General features: G+C 55.3%; 6 protein-coding genes and 1 pseudogene. 1 reads left to right on the forward strand and 6 read right to left on the reverse strand.

Annotated elements, in window-relative coordinates; genetic code table 11:
• Positions 1-18 precede the first annotated feature (18 nt).
• The 6 genes from O9H32_RS01945 to O9H32_RS01970 all read right to left on the reverse strand — a co-directional run bounded on the left by O9H32_RS01945 (position 19) and on the right by O9H32_RS01970 (position 12,042).
• Positions 19-855 (reverse strand): carbohydrate ABC transporter permease, encoded by an 837-nt coding sequence (locus tag O9H32_RS01945; RefSeq protein WP_269864039.1) that lies wholly within the window; start codon positions 853-855, stop codon positions 19-21.
• Between the two features lie 49 nt (positions 856-904).
• Entirely contained in the window at positions 905-1,801 is an 897-nt protein-coding gene (locus tag O9H32_RS01950; protein ID WP_269864040.1) for an ABC transporter permease, read from the reverse strand.
• 247 nt (positions 1,802-2,048) lie between these two features.
• Complete coding sequence (locus tag O9H32_RS01955) at positions 2,049-4,319, reverse strand: helix-turn-helix domain-containing protein (RefSeq protein ID WP_269864041.1); 2,271 nt, start codon at positions 4,317-4,319, stop codon at positions 2,049-2,051.
• 181 nt (positions 4,320-4,500) lie between these two features.
• Positions 4,501-7,242, reverse strand: a complete 2,742-nt coding sequence (locus O9H32_RS01960) for a Calx-beta domain-containing protein (protein WP_269864042.1) — start codon at positions 7,240-7,242, stop codon at positions 4,501-4,503.
• Positions 7,243-7,409: 167 nt separating this feature from the next.
• Positions 7,410-9,110, reverse strand: coding sequence for a right-handed parallel beta-helix repeat-containing protein (locus O9H32_RS01965; protein ID WP_269864043.1), 1,701 nt, complete (start codon positions 9,108-9,110; stop codon positions 7,410-7,412).
• A gap of 169 nt (positions 9,111-9,279) precedes the next feature.
• Positions 9,280-12,042, reverse strand: a complete 2,763-nt coding sequence (locus tag O9H32_RS01970; protein WP_269864044.1) for a fibronectin type III domain-containing protein — start codon at positions 12,040-12,042, stop codon at positions 9,280-9,282.
• 303 nt (positions 12,043-12,345) lie between these two features.
• Here O9H32_RS01970 and O9H32_RS01975 point away from each other — a divergent pair.
• Positions 12,346-15,502, forward strand: a pseudogene (locus tag O9H32_RS01975) (alpha-mannosidase).
• Positions 15,503-15,754: the final 252 nt, after the last annotated feature.

Here is a 15,754-nt window from a genome sequence, read left to right on the forward strand (position 1 = left end):
TGACTCCAGAAGTTGGAGCTAACCTTTCACCGAGCCAAGCAGAATGCCTTGGGCAAAATAGTTTTGAACAAAGGGATACGCAAGCAGAATCGGCATGGATACGGCCATGATCATCGCCGCCTCCAGATTTTTCGGTGTGACCAGCAGCGGATCAAGCATCGTCATGTCGCTGGCCGTTGTCGCCGATTCATCCAAGATATTCCGCCGAAGAAACAACGATAGAACCTGCTTTTTTACATCGCTGATATAGATCATGGCATCGAACCAAGCGTTCCAGTGATGGACGGCGGCCCACAGGCAGACCACCGCTAGAATGGGAGCGGACAGCGGCAGAACAATACGGACATAAATACCGTATTCCCCGGCACCGTCGATACGGGCAGATTCAGCAATCTCGCCCGGAATCGCTTCAAAAAAGTTCCGAACGACAATCACTTGAAATCCGGATATGGCACAGGGCAGCACGAGTGCCCATACCGAATCCATCAACCCGAGCTGCTTGACCAGCAGGTAGCTTGGGATCACCCCTCCATTGAACAACATGCTGAACACCATAAGCTTCATAAAGAATGACCGGTGCGGAAACGTCCTTCTAGCTAGAGGGTAGGCGGTCAGCGTCGTTACCAAAACCGTAATGGCAACCCCAAGTACGGTTCGGAGAGCGGTAAAAACATAAGAATCCAACAGATGCGGCAAAGAGAGCACTTTTTCGTAAATTCTGAAGGTCGGATGAAACGGAAATAGCTGCAGCCCGATCAGATGGACCTCTTGAGGAGGGCTTATGGACAATCCGAACACGTAGAGAAACGGATATAGCGTAAGGCAGCCGAGCAGGGAAAGCAGCAGCTTATTCACCCAATCGAAACCAACTTCAGCAGCAGACCTCTTCATTCGCATCCCCCGCCTACCAGAGTCCTTGTTCTTTATCGTACAGCTTCACGGTCCAGTTCCCGATGAGTACCAGCGTTAATCCGACCAGCGAGGAGAATATGCCGGCTGCCGCCCCCAGTTCGTAGTCCATGGCAAGCAAACGCCGCAGAACGTAAGTATCCAAGATGTCTGCAATGTCGGAGGTAGTCGGTGTAGTCAGGTTATAGATCTGATCGAAGCCCACCAAGAGAAACTGGCCGATATAGAGCAGCAGCATAATCACAATAGTCGGCATAAGGCCCGGCACGCTAATGTGCCAGATCCGCCGCCACCTGCTTGCGCCGTCCGCTTTGGCAGCTTCATACAGTGTGGGGTCGATCGACCCCAGAGCAGCAATATAGATGATGGAGCCCCAGCCGACGGTCTGCCATATGGCGGAACCGACAAAGAGGAGATAAAAAGAATCCTCTTCCATCAGCCAATTGCGGGCAGGACCGCCAAACAAGGCAAGCACTTGGTTGAACGCGCCGTCGTGACTGAAGAGCGTAAACATGATCCCGCTAAGAATAACCCAGGAGAAGAAATGGGGCAGGTACGACACGGTTTGAACGAGCCGACGAAACAAACCTTCCTTGACCTCGTTAAGCATAAGCGCCAGCAGAATCGGAGCGGGAAATACAAATACAAGCCGGAGCACGGCTAGGGTCAGTGTATTGCGCAGCGCATTCATGAAGCCTTCACCTGAGAAGAGACGAACAAAATGGTCTAATCCGGCCCAAGGGCTCTCCCAGATCCCATCCATCATACGGTAGTGTTTGAACGCAATCAGTATGCCGTACATCGGTACATAATGAAACAGCAGGAATAAGAGAAAACCGGGAAGGAAGAGGACAATCAATGACTTATGCTCCACATAACTGCGGCAGGCCATCTTCCACCTCTGGTGCGCGTTTATCTTGGGAAGTCTCTGTAACTGGGATCCGTTGGCTTGGTTCATGGGATCACCTCGAATAGGATATGATCTGTTGCTTCCTCATCCTACCGCTTACAGCCATTCCGTTCCTATAATCGGTTTTTGCAGGCCTACCTTCTTGACTTCTATGATCATAATCCGTTTTTACATCAACGCAGCCCGAAAAAAACCACCCGTCGTCCTGAACGGACGCGGGCAGTTGATGTCACTGATTTTGTTTCTGGCGGTACTCTCCGGGCGTCATTCCCTCCAGCTTCTTGAACACCCGGATCAACTGCTGTGAGTTGCTATATCCTACAGACTCCGCAATCTGGGCGATGGTGAGTTCCGTCTGCACCAAATGCTCCTTGACCCGGTTGACCCGGTACTGCGTAACGTATTGAATGAAATTCTCCCCCATGTGCGACTTAAACAGCTTGCTCAGCTGATAGGAGTTCACCTGCAGCAAATCCGCGGTCAACTGAAGGGACAGGTCCTCGGCGTATCTCTCCTCGATAATCGCAAGTGCCCGTTTGATCATCTCCTGTGAACGCCTGTTCTTAACCGAATGCATGGCCTCTATGGCCGGCAGCAGCAGGTTATGTTCGAACCATTCCCGCACACGGGGGCCGTTGTCGATGAAGTGCAGTTCCTCGTATAGGTTCCGCTCCCGAAACACAACATCGGCTATATGATATTCCTGAAGCAGCCGCATAACCGAGACAAGAAGCTGCAGATGAAACGTCTTCTGAAGTCCCTGAGGCATGCTGCCCCTATGGATCGCTTGGAAGAAATCGTGCAGCTCCCGGCTCGCTTGCTCCGCCTGTCCTTCACGAACCGCCTCCAGCAGCTGCTGTTCAATCTCGGCAGGATAAGAGACCGATGCCGCGGGCAGCGTCTCGGATGCGGCGGAAAGCACCGTATTCCCAGCACGATACCACTGTGCACGCAAGGACTGTTGGGCCTCATGATACGAGATGGACAAAGCCTCGAACGTGTCAGCCCTCTTGCTGACCATAATCGTGACGGTTTTTTTCGAGAACCTATGAACCGCTTCCCGTATCGCATCGGCCGCCTGGGTCAAAGCTTCAGGCTTCCAGTCTTCCGGATAATTCAATATGATGGCCACCTGTTTATTGGTCATTACGGTCTCGGCGATGCAGCGGTCCTTTAGAATTTCATCGGCCATATGGGATACGGCGGATAGGAACAGCTCCCTCTCGTTCTCGGCAAACCCGGCGCTCTCCGGCCACTCATCCATCTCTACAAGCAATAGATGATAGCAAGAATGCCGGAATACGCTCATTTCCTGCCGCGTCCTGTGGGATAATCGCTCCAGCGATTTGGAGTGGCCGAGCAGCGTGGACAGAAGATAATGGCTGCGGAGCAAGGGCAGGTGCTCCTGCCACTGCTCACGGATTTCTTCAACTTCATCCAACAGATGCGTGATTTGACTCTCGATATGCATCAACGGATCTCTCTGAGACCGGTGAGCCTTCTGTCCCGCGCTGCGGTCCGGCCCTGCCGACCGAAAGAGCAAATCACCTATTCGTTGTATTCCCTTCTGCCAGCGCGACACGCTAAAGAAGGCGGTAATCAGCGCCAATACCGAGAGTACAAGCGTCGTCGTGACTACGATGGTTCTCAGCACATTCACATTTTTGGCAGGCACGTCCGCCGGGACCAGCATAACATAGGTCCATCCGTGTTTGACTGACTGGTCTGTCGTAACAAATACGTCGCGGCCGCTGCTGAGGCGCCATGTTCTTGTCCTGTTGACGGGAGCTTCCGGCTGCCCCGTTGTCCACGAAAGCAATCGATCCGAGTCGTCCTCCGTGAGGTTCTCCATCGAGCCGGTTCGAGTGATAAGTCCGCCGTCTTTGGAGAACACATAAAGAGCCCCTTCCGTTCCGAGGGGAAACGACCGGATCAGATCGGCGATAAAATTTGCTTTGACATTGACGACGAGTGCCGCTTTCGGTTCGTTATAGAACAGAGGCAGCAGCCTCACGTAGGTTAGCACGTTCCGCTCCCCACTCCCGCCACTGGGCAGACGTCTAGGGCCGATCCAATAATGCTGCTTGCGCATCTCGGCCGCTTCCGTCAGACCGGGTATCCAGCCCGTATCGGTAAAGGCCCCTAGCCAATGGACCCTGTCCTCTTCACGCAGTGACGTGACCACCTCCGGAGTGAGTACCACCTGCTGCTTCAGATGATAGAGATAGGCCGAGTCGACCACATGCTGCGAATTCACGAACTGGGATAAATCGTCCCGCAGGGTATTCGTCAGGCTGAGGGAGAGAAGCGAAGGGCTTTCTTGAATATTCATATACTCCATGGAATTCGATTGGAGAGAGAACTGGCCGGAGAACTGCTCCACCTGCTGCAGGATGAGGTCCACTTGATCTTTCAATTGGCTGATGGAAGAGCGGGAGGCCCGGTCGATCTCTTCATTTACAATCTTTGTTCCCATCACATACATCAACGTGCCGAACACAAGGACGGGAACCGTGGAAAACAAGAGAGCGTACACCAGCCACTTTTGCTTGTAGAAACGGTTGCGAAGCTGTAAACGGCGAATGATATGCGATCCCCCTTACTCTGGTATCGCTCTCTATCTTCCACTTTTTCCCCTGTCCTGTAAATCATTAATTTTGCGGAAGCGGTCTGCCGCCCATTCAACGAATGGTATACGTATGAGTCGTCTTATAGCCCATAATCGCATTGACCGGTCTACTCAATGTAACGATTATGGTTTCCCCCGGGTCTGCCATGGTGTCCGCAAGTACAGTGAGCGGAATATTTTGGGGGCTGCCATCCCGAAGAGTCAAGGTCCCCGCCGCCAGTTGGTAATCCGTTCCCCTCGTCGCCGTGCCGCCGCATACCTCATAGTCAACTGTAACCGGCTGGGAGCTTGGGGAGCTTAAGTATACGGCAAGACTCACGGTACCGCTGCTTTCGTCCCCGCTGGACTCCGTCTGATAGAACTCGACGGTTGGGCTGTTGGCGTTAACCTTCGTGTCTACCGAGTTCAGCGCATTATCCGCTGCGATAAGTCCCCTTGTATAATTATCGTAAGTAAGCCCGGCGGGACTGTTCTGCACGGCATTACGCTCGATATGAACCGCTTCCCCGACAGTATTCCGTTCAAATGCTTTGCCGCCATAACGGAATGCATACAGGCCGCTGACGTTCGGAGCTTCGGAATAATCCTTGGCAGGCGTCTCGCAGGCTTTTGGCTTCACCCCATAGATTTTATTGTCCTTAATATCCGTCCCGTATGCTAAATTACCGTTAATGCTGCTTTGACTGTATCCATTTCTGTCATACCGCAGACCAATACTGCCTACTTTCGAATAAGGCGATACGCCAGTTACCGTATTCCATTCCAGCCTGTCAAAGAAGGACAAGTCGAAGCGGGGCTCTTTATCTGTAGGAGCATAGACCGTGTTCACCATGATCCCTTCCGAATCAGTGGTGCTGTTTTTTTGCATGATCCCCCGGTAAGTATCGCCGTAGAACCAGAAGCCCTTCGCCGTATGGTTCGCCGTATTCCCGACGAAAGTCAAATACTTGAGCGGAAGGATCACGACAAATCGGCTCGTATGGTCCGGCAGCACCTTCCAATCATCCTTGACGGTGAGAATGCCGGTGACATGCCCGGGAATGGAGGAATGCGGCGCCCCCTTCTGGATGCTTTTCACCTCGTTTAACTGCCCCATGCCTTTGCCGTCGACAATCGCTACATGCCATTGATCCCATACATGGTTATCCAAGTCCCAGTCTTCGACAGAATCGGTTTTATCTGCGACCGCTACATTCAGCGTTTTTCCGTCCGCACTTTCAACGCTTCCCTGCATTTTGGTCCCGCCGCGGAACACTTCGCCGAGGATGGCTTCCCCATCATTCCACGCAAGCGGGGAGCCCATATTCTGGATGGTGTTTTTCTCCGCCAAAGCATACGTCTTGACGTACAGGCCGTGATTAACATGCGTTGGATGCCCAGTCAGTGTATTATTACGAATAACACTGTACTTGGCATAGGCTGTTGTAGAATCATTGGAATACTCGAACGTATTGTCTGACATATCCAGATACTCGCTGATATAGGAGGATTGGACCGTGCCATTGTTTCCCTTCAAGCTGTTGTTCTGGATGGCCACGTTCTCCTTTGCTCCAATGATGACCCCAATGCCGCGGTTTCCGGGAGTTTTCAAATCCTGATCATCGATGCTCGCATTCAATACAACTTCTTTAACAAAAATATCTCTTGCCACACGCTCATTAGAGTAAGTGGTTCGCGTTTTTGTCGAGTTAAGAACCTGATTATGATCACCGAATTGGATAAAGATGTCCGGGTTTTTCGTATTGGGAAGTACGCTGATCGAAATACGGGCTATCCCGATTCGGCCTGCCGTCGTCCCGTCCGGTTTCTTATGGTTCGAGATCATCACGCCTCCCCCGCTGCCGCCATATACCAGCTTAGTGCTCTCCGTTTCGTTCGGGGTTTGCCCGATCAGGGTTACGCCGGAGGGGATATTCAGCGTACTGTTCAGACGATATGTACCGTAAGGCAAATAAAGCTGGCCTCCACCATCCAACGCTATCTTGCACATTCTTTGCTGAAGAGCCGACACCACATCCGTATTCCCATTATTATCGATCTGGGTCATCCCGCTAAAGTCGGTCAGCGCATTGTACTTCTGGCTCCAATTGAACTCTTGGGCCCACCAAAGCCCCAGATTTAACGGGTCATTAGCCTCATTCGTACCCTCGATCACTTCCAGCGTCTGGTCCGGCAGCCGGCTCCATTGTTCCCCATCGTGGCTGACCTCAACTTGGTATACGGCCGGCGGTGTGTTGACCGGCACCGTGAAGACAATCTGGTAGTTGCCGAAAGAGAGGATGGAAGGCTTAATGAAGGTTGTTCCGTTAACCAGCCGTACTTTGGTAAGACCGCTTCCGCCGAACTCGCTTGTGACGAAGTTACGGCCGATCAGCCGGATGGGCTGCCCGGCCCATAATTTGTTCTGGCTGATCCAGAGGGGGGCGGGCGCGTTGATATTCACGGGGCTGCTCCAGCTTACCGTATTGAAGCTGTTGCTTGCTTTAACGGACCAGACGCCTGGAGAGAGCGTACTTGGCACCTTGCATGTAACATAATGGCCCTGCGGGTCCACATATTCTATCGGACATACAGTGCTTTCGTTCATTCGAACCTGTGTCGTGCTGTCGAAGTATTCGCCATAGAGCGTAAGCGTGTAGCCAGGCTTCACGGCTTCCGACGCATGAATAATGATGGGCGCTCCGGTTGGCGCCGCAGCAGCGGAGTTCAACATCAACCCATTACCGGACAGGAATAGAAGCAGAACAATCAAGAACCGGGGGACCGCAGCATGGATTGTATTCTTTTTATTCATAAGACACCCTCCGTAACATACAGAATTGGTTAACCGTGACGAATGACTTTTTCCTCATGGCACATCTCATCCCTCTCCTTTGAATGCAATGATCCCATCCTAACCCGGGGGACATTTCATTTCCATGATCACTTTTTGTCGGAACTTAAGCCAAGATAGCGGCCAAGTTACACGATGGTGGAGTTGGACAAGGTATAGTTTTTCATAGGGACGGAAGCCCCGAGAGCCAGATTCATATTAGAGACGACATAGCTACTGTTATGAAGAGACATGGAGTAAGTTTGGGTAGGGGTTGTCTGGTCGTCGTTAAACAGATTGCCGGTAAGGATACAGCCGGTAACCACCGTAACTTGTACCCCGGCTTGGGTTTCGGGGGTGGAAGCCTTCTGCCCGTTATTGGTCAGCATATTATTGTTGATCATGACAGAATTGACTTTCCACACCAGGATCCCATTGAGACCGGCACTTTCAATGATATTCTGGTTAATGACAGCATTCTTACCGGTCTGAGCTCCCCCGGACAGGTGGATTCCATTTTTACCGGCACGCATAATCTTATTATGAATCGCTTTTATGCTCTCCGCTTTGAAACCTTCGACATAGATGCCTGACAGCTGTGCGTCCAGTACGGTATTCTCTGAGACGGTAATATGATTAACCAGTCTTTGTTTATCGGGAAAATCAGGAGTTGCCGTTTCAAAGACAGAAGCGACCACATAAATGCCATGTCCTCTGGCTTTTTCTACCGTGTTATTTTTCACCTCCACATATTCCATACCTTCGATGATGATCGCACTGGCCCCCAGATTGGGATCGGTCTGGGAATTGAACACCGTTTGGATAACATAATTGTTCAAAACAGAAACATGCCTGCAAAATTTCTGTACCCCATCCACAAGAATACCCGGCTGATAGTATCCCGCCCTGGGTTGTAAGGAATAACCGACAACCACATTCCCATCAATGATTCCATGATTCGCAAGACGCAAGGCGATACCGGCATTCGGAGCATTTTCCACATAATTATTCCGAATAATCGGATATTCATGAACAGGATGTTCGTAGGTTTGGAAAGCGCCAACTTCAATGCCGAAATCGGCAGCATGTAAACAAGCGTTGCCTTCAATCAGAACAAATTTACTTGCTTCGGTTACGTCCTTTGCCATTTGCGTTGCAAAAAATATGCAATTTTGATTTTCGGTCTTGTCGATATAATTATCCCTGATGGTAATATAAGAACAGTTTTGAAGGCCCAGAATTCCATTAGACGCCGAATCTAAAATAATGCAGTTGGATATCACTCCATGGCTTGACCTGAATACAACAATGCCCGAGTGAGTGGCATTGATGCTTTTTACCTGGTTCACTTCAAAATGCGTCGTTGTATTAAAAGAAATGTTATGTACACCCAGATCCCCTTTATTCTTTACGCTCGCTCTGGCCTCTTTTTGTCCATCTACGGTAAGTGAGGATATGCCTACGTGCGAAGATAAATAGGCTGATGTAATGACTACCTTCGTATTGATTGTGTTTGCGTCAATCATGGCGATGGCCCGAATAATGGTTCTATCGATCCCGGCCCCTATCAGATGGATCCCTGTCTTCAACACCAAATTCCGAACCAGATAAACTCCTTCGGGGACATATAAGCAGCCGGAAGGAGATTGATCGATTGCCTTTTGGATGGCTATCGTATCGTCCGTCAGCCCGTCCCCCACGGCTCCGTAAGACTTTACGTTCGCCCAAGTGCCGACTGGTTCACTAACTGCAGCGGCCCTGCCCTCCGAAGGACGAATGGCATTCCCCATGAGTAGAGCAGCAGTGAACGAACCTAAGATTTTCAGTGCCTTTCTGCGATCCGTTTTCATGTCTAAGCCTCCAAGTGTATTGATTTCATTATCACCTATGGATCCTAACCCCTATGTCCATTACGTTTCCATGATCACTTTTTGACCGGGCGGTTCGCCTTGGACCATAAAAAAAGAAAGCCGGAGATCCGGCTTTCAAAAAAGATGTGCAGCCTCCCATTGGAGGCATTTAGGCTCCCGCAGCCACTTTGCCCGCAATATACTGTACATCGGTCACATCGACGCGCGCATCGTTGTTCAGATCATACTGCGGGAGATAGCCGGGCTGGCCCTTGACCGTTCCGTGTGCCAGGGAGATGAGGACAAGATCGCTCAGCCCGATCACCCCGTCGTTATCGAGGTCCCCTCTGCCGATGTATACGGTCAAGGCCGCCGGCGGGGTGACCTGCCGTACGTTCCCCTTGCTGTCGGACAGCGAGGAGGAGGCCACCGTCACCTGGGCAGCGCCATTCTGCAGGGCAGTGAACTTCAGGGTAAGAAGCCCGCTGCTGCCGCTCTTACCCGGCACGTTCCCAAGTAAGGAACCGGTCAAGCCGACTGTCTCGGCCTGCAGGCCGGTGGAAGCCAGCACCGCTTCCGTCTTTTCCTTGCCGAACTCCTTGTGCAGCTGGACACTGTTCAGCTTCAACAGAGTGCGGTCATACTGCAGCTTGAGCAGGAAGGCGTACAGATCCTCCGCCTTCTCGGCTTTCACGCTAACCTCCACCGGGGATCCTTTGGCAGGGAAACCCGGCCCGAGGTGCAGCGATAAGACGCCCGCTTCCGGGTGTAGGCCATAGGCTGCGGTTGTGACCGACACGGCTGCGCCGGCGCTTGCATTCCCCGCTCCGTCCACGGCCCGGACTGCGAATTCATACCGCGTGTCAGGCGCCAATCCCGTTACGGCGTAGCTGTAGACATCCCCGCTGACCGTATCCAATAGTTCGCTGCTGCCGTAGATCCGGTAAGCCGTGACGCCCTCCTGGTCGAAGGCCGGCTGCCATACGAGGTTCAGCCGGTTGTACGTAACGTCCTGCACGGTGAGGACGCTGCCGCCGGAAGGCCATTCGGGCGCGGTCGTATCGCCCGCCGGATGCCCGGCCGTGGTTACCTGAACTTCAGGATTCTGCAGCGACCGGTTACCCGCCGCATCTTCCGCTTCGATGCGGAAGGCGTAGGCCGTTGCCGCTTCCAGCCCCGTCACCCGGTAACGGTTCACCGTTCCTTCGACGCTGCCGAGGAGCGCTGCGCCCTGGTACACATGGTACTCCTTCACCCCTGCCTGATCCACTGCCGGCTGCCACTGCAGTACGGCCGAATCATAAGTGACTTCCGAGACGGTCAGCGCATCGGCAGACGGCCAGAGGGGAGGTTCTTTATCCTCTGCACCTGTGCGGATCTCGAACACTGTACGCCCGAGCCCTCTATACCATTTGCCGTTCAGGTTGCGAATCTGCTGGGGATAGATTGACGAATCGATCACCTGCGGCTCCTCTCCGAAGCCGCGCACCAACGTCGCACCGTTATGAAATACGAGAAGCTCACCATTCGGCTGCAGATGGCCATTAAGATACTCGTCTTCGCGTTCGTAAGACTGGATCTGCTTCACTTCGTCCTGCGGAGAACGGAGGAATAGATGATAGCGGCCTTCTTCATATTGGGTGTAGGCGGTCCAGCCCCCGGCTGCCTTGTAATCCCCTACCGACGAATCCGTGAGACGCTTCAGCGCTCCCGCCTCATATGCGTACAGCAAGCCGTCTTTCTTGAATAATACCCGGCTGCCATCAGCCGATAGTTTCTCGGCCCTGTCCTGTCCGGCCAATACGACTTCTTCCGAGCCGTCCTGCTTGAATCTCTTGATAACGTCATTCTGGACCATCAGGAGATCGCCGTTGTCCTCCAGACCCGCGCTGCTGAACGTGCTCAGGCTGTAACGGCGGGTCTGACCGTTCTGCAGATTCATCCACACCCATTGATTACCGTACTCTCCGCTGCTGTACAGTACATAATTCCCTTTGGTGTAGACATCGCTTTCGATGGGGTCTGGAAGCACTTGAAGCCCGGTTCCATTCCAGAAGTAAGTTCTGTCGCCGTCATAGGGATCGACATTATGAAACAGCAGTCCTGCCGGCGTGAGGTAGAAGCCTCCCCCGTACCTGCTGTCGATCGGGGCATTCGGAATCTCCGTCTTCTGGCCGGTTGCCCTCGAGAATTGATACACTTTCCCACCCGAGCGGGCAATCGCTCTCGTCTCATCGTAAGCGACGATATCATAAGCCCCGGGATCTGTTATGGAGAATACCGGCTGCAGCCGGGGATTGTTATTCACGTACAGCTTAGACTGATACCATGCTGTTCTTTGACCCGTACTGTCCCACAGGTCGGCGTCCAGTTGAAGCTCGAGGAGACCGGTCCCCGGAATATCCACCCACTGGTCGATCGGGTCGCTTCCTTCCACACTCGCGATTTGGTTGCCGCGTGCATTCGTAATCATGGCCCGGATCCGCGAATCCTGCGTGCCGCCGAGAGAGGATATCCGCAGATGCAGCTTGCCGTCCGTAATGACGGACCGGTCTTGGGGTTCCATGACGTTCAACCGGTCATGCCAGAACGTGGCGGATGCCGTGGCGGTCCGGCCCTCCGAGTCTTCCGCTGTGACGGTCACGGTCTTCTCCCCGTAAGAAATGTTATCCAGCGGGATCTGCCCGCAGTACGGACCCTGATATTCGCAGACCTTCAGTTCGATCTCTACCGAATCCAGGCTGGCTTTGACAGACCGGATCGGCGAGGAAGATTGCACATAAGCCGTTACCGGAACATAGTTACCCGTCACATCAGACTGGTAGGAAGTGAGGCTGACATTCAGTTGAATCCCGTCGGCAGCATGCGCAGCCGCTGACAGCTGCAGGAACAGCAGTAAGGCGAGAAAGGGGAAAAACAGTCGTTTGGCCATCGATCAGGTCTCCTTTTCTTATGGATACATTATGTATCATCATAGACATGCAGGAACATCGGAATCTTCTGGCGAGTGAACCTTTTCCTCCTTCCCCATATGTTTACAACATTCTCCATTATTTCGTAATGATTATACGGTTGGCATCCCACCATCGTAAAGTCCGAATTCCAACGATCTACAGAATCCGTACTCTACTAGGATACCGGCACGAAAAAGCACGGGGCCGTCTACTCTATCACGAATCTTCTTATATAATGGAGGAGGTAAGAAACAGAAAGCTTGGAAAGGGGACGTTCACCTATGTTCTGGACCGTCGAAAAGCTGGAAGCCCGTATACGGGAGCTCGAGCCTTACCGTTACCGTGACATCACCCCGCTGTCCGGACTGCGCACGAAATCCGATGAGAATGGCGCCATTGGCGCTTACCCCAGCCCGGAGGGCAGCTGGCAGCCCGCTTCCCTAGGCGACCGCTGGTCGGGGCGCGGCGTGTACCGCTGGCTTGCCGCAGAAGCGGAAGTGCCGGCGGAGTGGGCGAGCGGAGGCGCCCTGCTCCGCTTCGACCTCGGCACCTCCGGCGGAGGCAATAACAGCGGCTTCGAGGCGCTGTTGTTCGTGGACGGCAGGCCGTATCAGGGCGTGGATACGAACCACGCCGAAGTATTCCTGCCTCCGGATGCGGCTGGCTCCTCCTTGCCGCTGCAGCTGCGGCTCTGGTCCGGGCTCGGCGGCTATCTGCCGAAGCAGGTGCAGGAGCACCGGCTGAACCGTGCCGAGCTGGCGCGGCTCGATGAGGCGGCGGACGACCTCTATTACACGGCGCTGGCGGCGCTGGAGACCGTGAAGGTGCTCGGTTCCGGGCAGCCGGAGCGCCACGATCTGCTGCAGGCGCTCGACCGCGCGTTCCTGCTCGTCGACTGGTCGAGTCCCGGCTCGGACGCCTTCTATGCGTCGCTCGGTGGGGCCCGGCTGTCGCTGCGGGAAGGCCTCGCCTCCGTACCGAAGCACCATCCCGTCACGGTCCGGTGCATCGGCCACACGCACATCGACGTCGCGTGGCTGTGGCAGCTGAAGCACACGCGGGAGAAGGCGGCCCGCTCGTTCTCCACCGTCCTGCGGCTCATGGAGCTCTACCCCGACTATGTCTTCCTGCAGACGATGCCGCAGCTCTATGCCTATATCCGGGAGGACTATCCCGAGATCTACTCGCAGATCAAGGAGCGTGTTGCCGAAGGCCGGTGGGAGGCCGGCGGCGCCATGTGGCTGGAGGCCGACTGCAACCTGACCTCAGGCGAGTCGCTCGTGCGCCAGCTTTTGTACGGCACGCGTTTTTTCAGGGAGGAATTCGGCGTGGAGTGCAGATACCTCTGGCTGCCCGACGTGTTCGGCTACAGCTGGGCGCTGCCGCAGATTCTGAAGAAATCCGGCATCGAGGCGTTCATGACGACGAAGATCTCGTGGAACCAGTATAACCGCATGCCGCACGATACGTTCTATTGGAGGGGCATCGACGGGACGGAGATCTTGACCCACTTCATCACGACGCCCGATCCCGGCAGTTCTGAAGGCGCTTTCTATTATACCTATAACGGCGGGATCACGCCCCAGTCGGTGACGGGGATCTGGGAGGCGTACCGGGACAAGTCCCTGAACCGGTCGCTGCTGCTCTCCTATGGATACGGGGACGGGGGCGGCGGAGTGAACCGCACGATGCTGGAGATGCGGCGCCGGTTGGCGGAGATGCCAGGGCTGCCCCAGGTCACTACAGGCCGGGCGGACGAGTATTTCGACGAGCTCCGGAAGACCGTAGACGATTCGGATCAATATGTTGCATACCTGGGATGGGGAGTTGTATCTGGAGCTGCACCGGGGTACGTACACGAGCCAGGCGTATAATAAAAAGATGAACCGCAAGCTCGAGCTGCGCCTGCGGGAAGCGGAGTGGCTGGGCGTGCTCGCCAGCGTCCGGGGCGGCTCCTGGTCGCACTATCCGGGGGCCGACATTCATGAGAGCTGGATCATCGTGCTCCGCAACCAGTTCCACGACATCATTCCGGGGTCGTCGATCCGCGAGGTATACGAGGACAGCACCGCCGAGTACGCGCATGCCGCGCGGCTGGCAGACGGGGCATGGTCCGCAGCCGCGGAGGCTGTGACCGCAGCGGATGCCGAAGGCCGCCGCTTCACGGTCTTCAACAGCGCCTCGTGGGAGCGCACCGAAGCCGTGGCGATGCCGTGTACGCCCGGCACGGCCGGTCCCGGTACGTGGCGGGACGCCGGCGGCACCGTGCTCAGCGCCCAGCCTGCCGCAGACGGCGGCTGGCTCGTGGAAGCGGCGGCGCTCCCTCCGCTCGGCTGCGCGGAGCTGCGGTTCGAGCCCGGTCCTGCCGCTGCGGCCGCCGCGGAGGAGGCCGCTTTCGTCTGGGGCGGCTCCTCCCTGCTCACGCCGCACTACGAGCTGCAGTGGAACGAAGCCGGCCAGCTCACGCGGCTGTACGACCGCGCCGCCGGACGCGAAGTGCTGGCTGCCGGAGCGCGCGGCAACGTGCTGCAGGCCTTCGAGGACAAGCCGAAGGGCCGGCACGAGGCGTGGGACATCGACATTTTCTATGGCGAGAAAATGGAGGAGATCACGGACTTCCGCGGGGCCGAGCTCCTCGAATGCGGAGCGCTGCGCGCCGTCGTCCGCTTCCGCTGGGCGTACAAGGATTCCACGGTCCTTCAGGACCTGACGGTGTACCGCGGCAGCCGGCGTATCGACTTCGTCACGCGGGCCGACTGGCATGAGCGGCGCCGCCTGCTCAAGGCCGCCTTCCCGGTAGCGGTCCGCTCCGTGGAAGCGACCTACGACATCCAGTTCGGCAATGTGAAGCGTCCGACGCATTGGAACACAAGCTGGGACTATGCCCGCTTCGAGACGGTCGGCCACCAGTGGGCCGACCTCTCGGAACGCGGCTTCGGAGTCTCCCTGCTTAACGACTGCAAGTACGGGTATGACATCAAGGACCATGTCATGCGGCTGACCCTGATCAAGTCCTCCCAGATTCCTGACGCCGAAGCCGATCAGGGAGAGCATCTTTTCACCTATGCCCTGCTGCCCCACGCCGGCGATTGGGTGGAAGGCGGCACCGTCCGGGAGGCCTGGGCGCTGAACAGCCCGCTGACCGTACAGCTGGGTGGGACTGGCAGCCTGGCCACGGCCGGGGCCTTCCTCGGCCTATCGGCCCCGAACGTCCTGGTGGACGCGGTGAAGAAAGCCGAGGACGGCGAAGCCGTCGTTCTGCGCCTGCACGAGTTCACCGGCGCCCGCAGTACCGTGGAACTGCTCCCCGGGTTCCCCGTGAAGGCTTGGCAGGAGTGCGACCTGCTCGAGCTCCCTGCCGAAGAGCGGAAGCCTGCAGGCAAGCTGGAGTTCCGCATCCAGCCCTACGAGATCAAGACGTTCCTGCTGTATGTGTAGCATCGGCAGCATGCCGGTACGGTAGAACGCGGCTGCACGCTGGGTGTCTAGGAACGTTACGTTCCATGCTGTAGGTCTAGGATTGGTTACCCGCTGTGGTTTCACGCTGTACGCCTAGGATCGGTTACCCGCTGTGGTTTCACCGCGTAAGCCAAGGAACATTACGTTCCATGCTGTAGGTCTACACCTATTTCCGCTGCAATACGGACAGGCTGCCTCGATCACCGCGGCAGCCTGTCCGTGCTTATCATT

The sequence above is a fragment of the Paenibacillus caseinilyticus genome (assembly GCF_027533645.1).
GTDB classification, from domain to species: Bacteria; Bacillota; Bacilli; order Paenibacillales; family NBRC-103111; genus Paenibacillus_G; species Paenibacillus_G caseinilyticus.

Coding starts and splice junctions, on each gene's coding strand:
- O9H32_RS01950 (WP_269864040.1), bottom strand. CDS start 1,801: ATGGCCTGCCGCAGTTATGTGGAGCATAAGTCATTGATTGTCCTCTTC.
- O9H32_RS01960 (WP_269864042.1), bottom strand. CDS start 7,242: ATGAATAAAAAGAATACAATCCATGCTGCGGTCCCCCGGTTCTTGATT.
- O9H32_RS01965 (WP_269864043.1), bottom strand. CDS start 9,110: ATGAAAACGGATCGCAGAAAGGCACTGAAAATCTTAGGTTCGTTCACT.
- O9H32_RS01970 (WP_269864044.1), bottom strand. CDS start 12,042: ATGGCCAAACGACTGTTTTTCCCCTTTCTCGCCTTACTGCTGTTCCTG.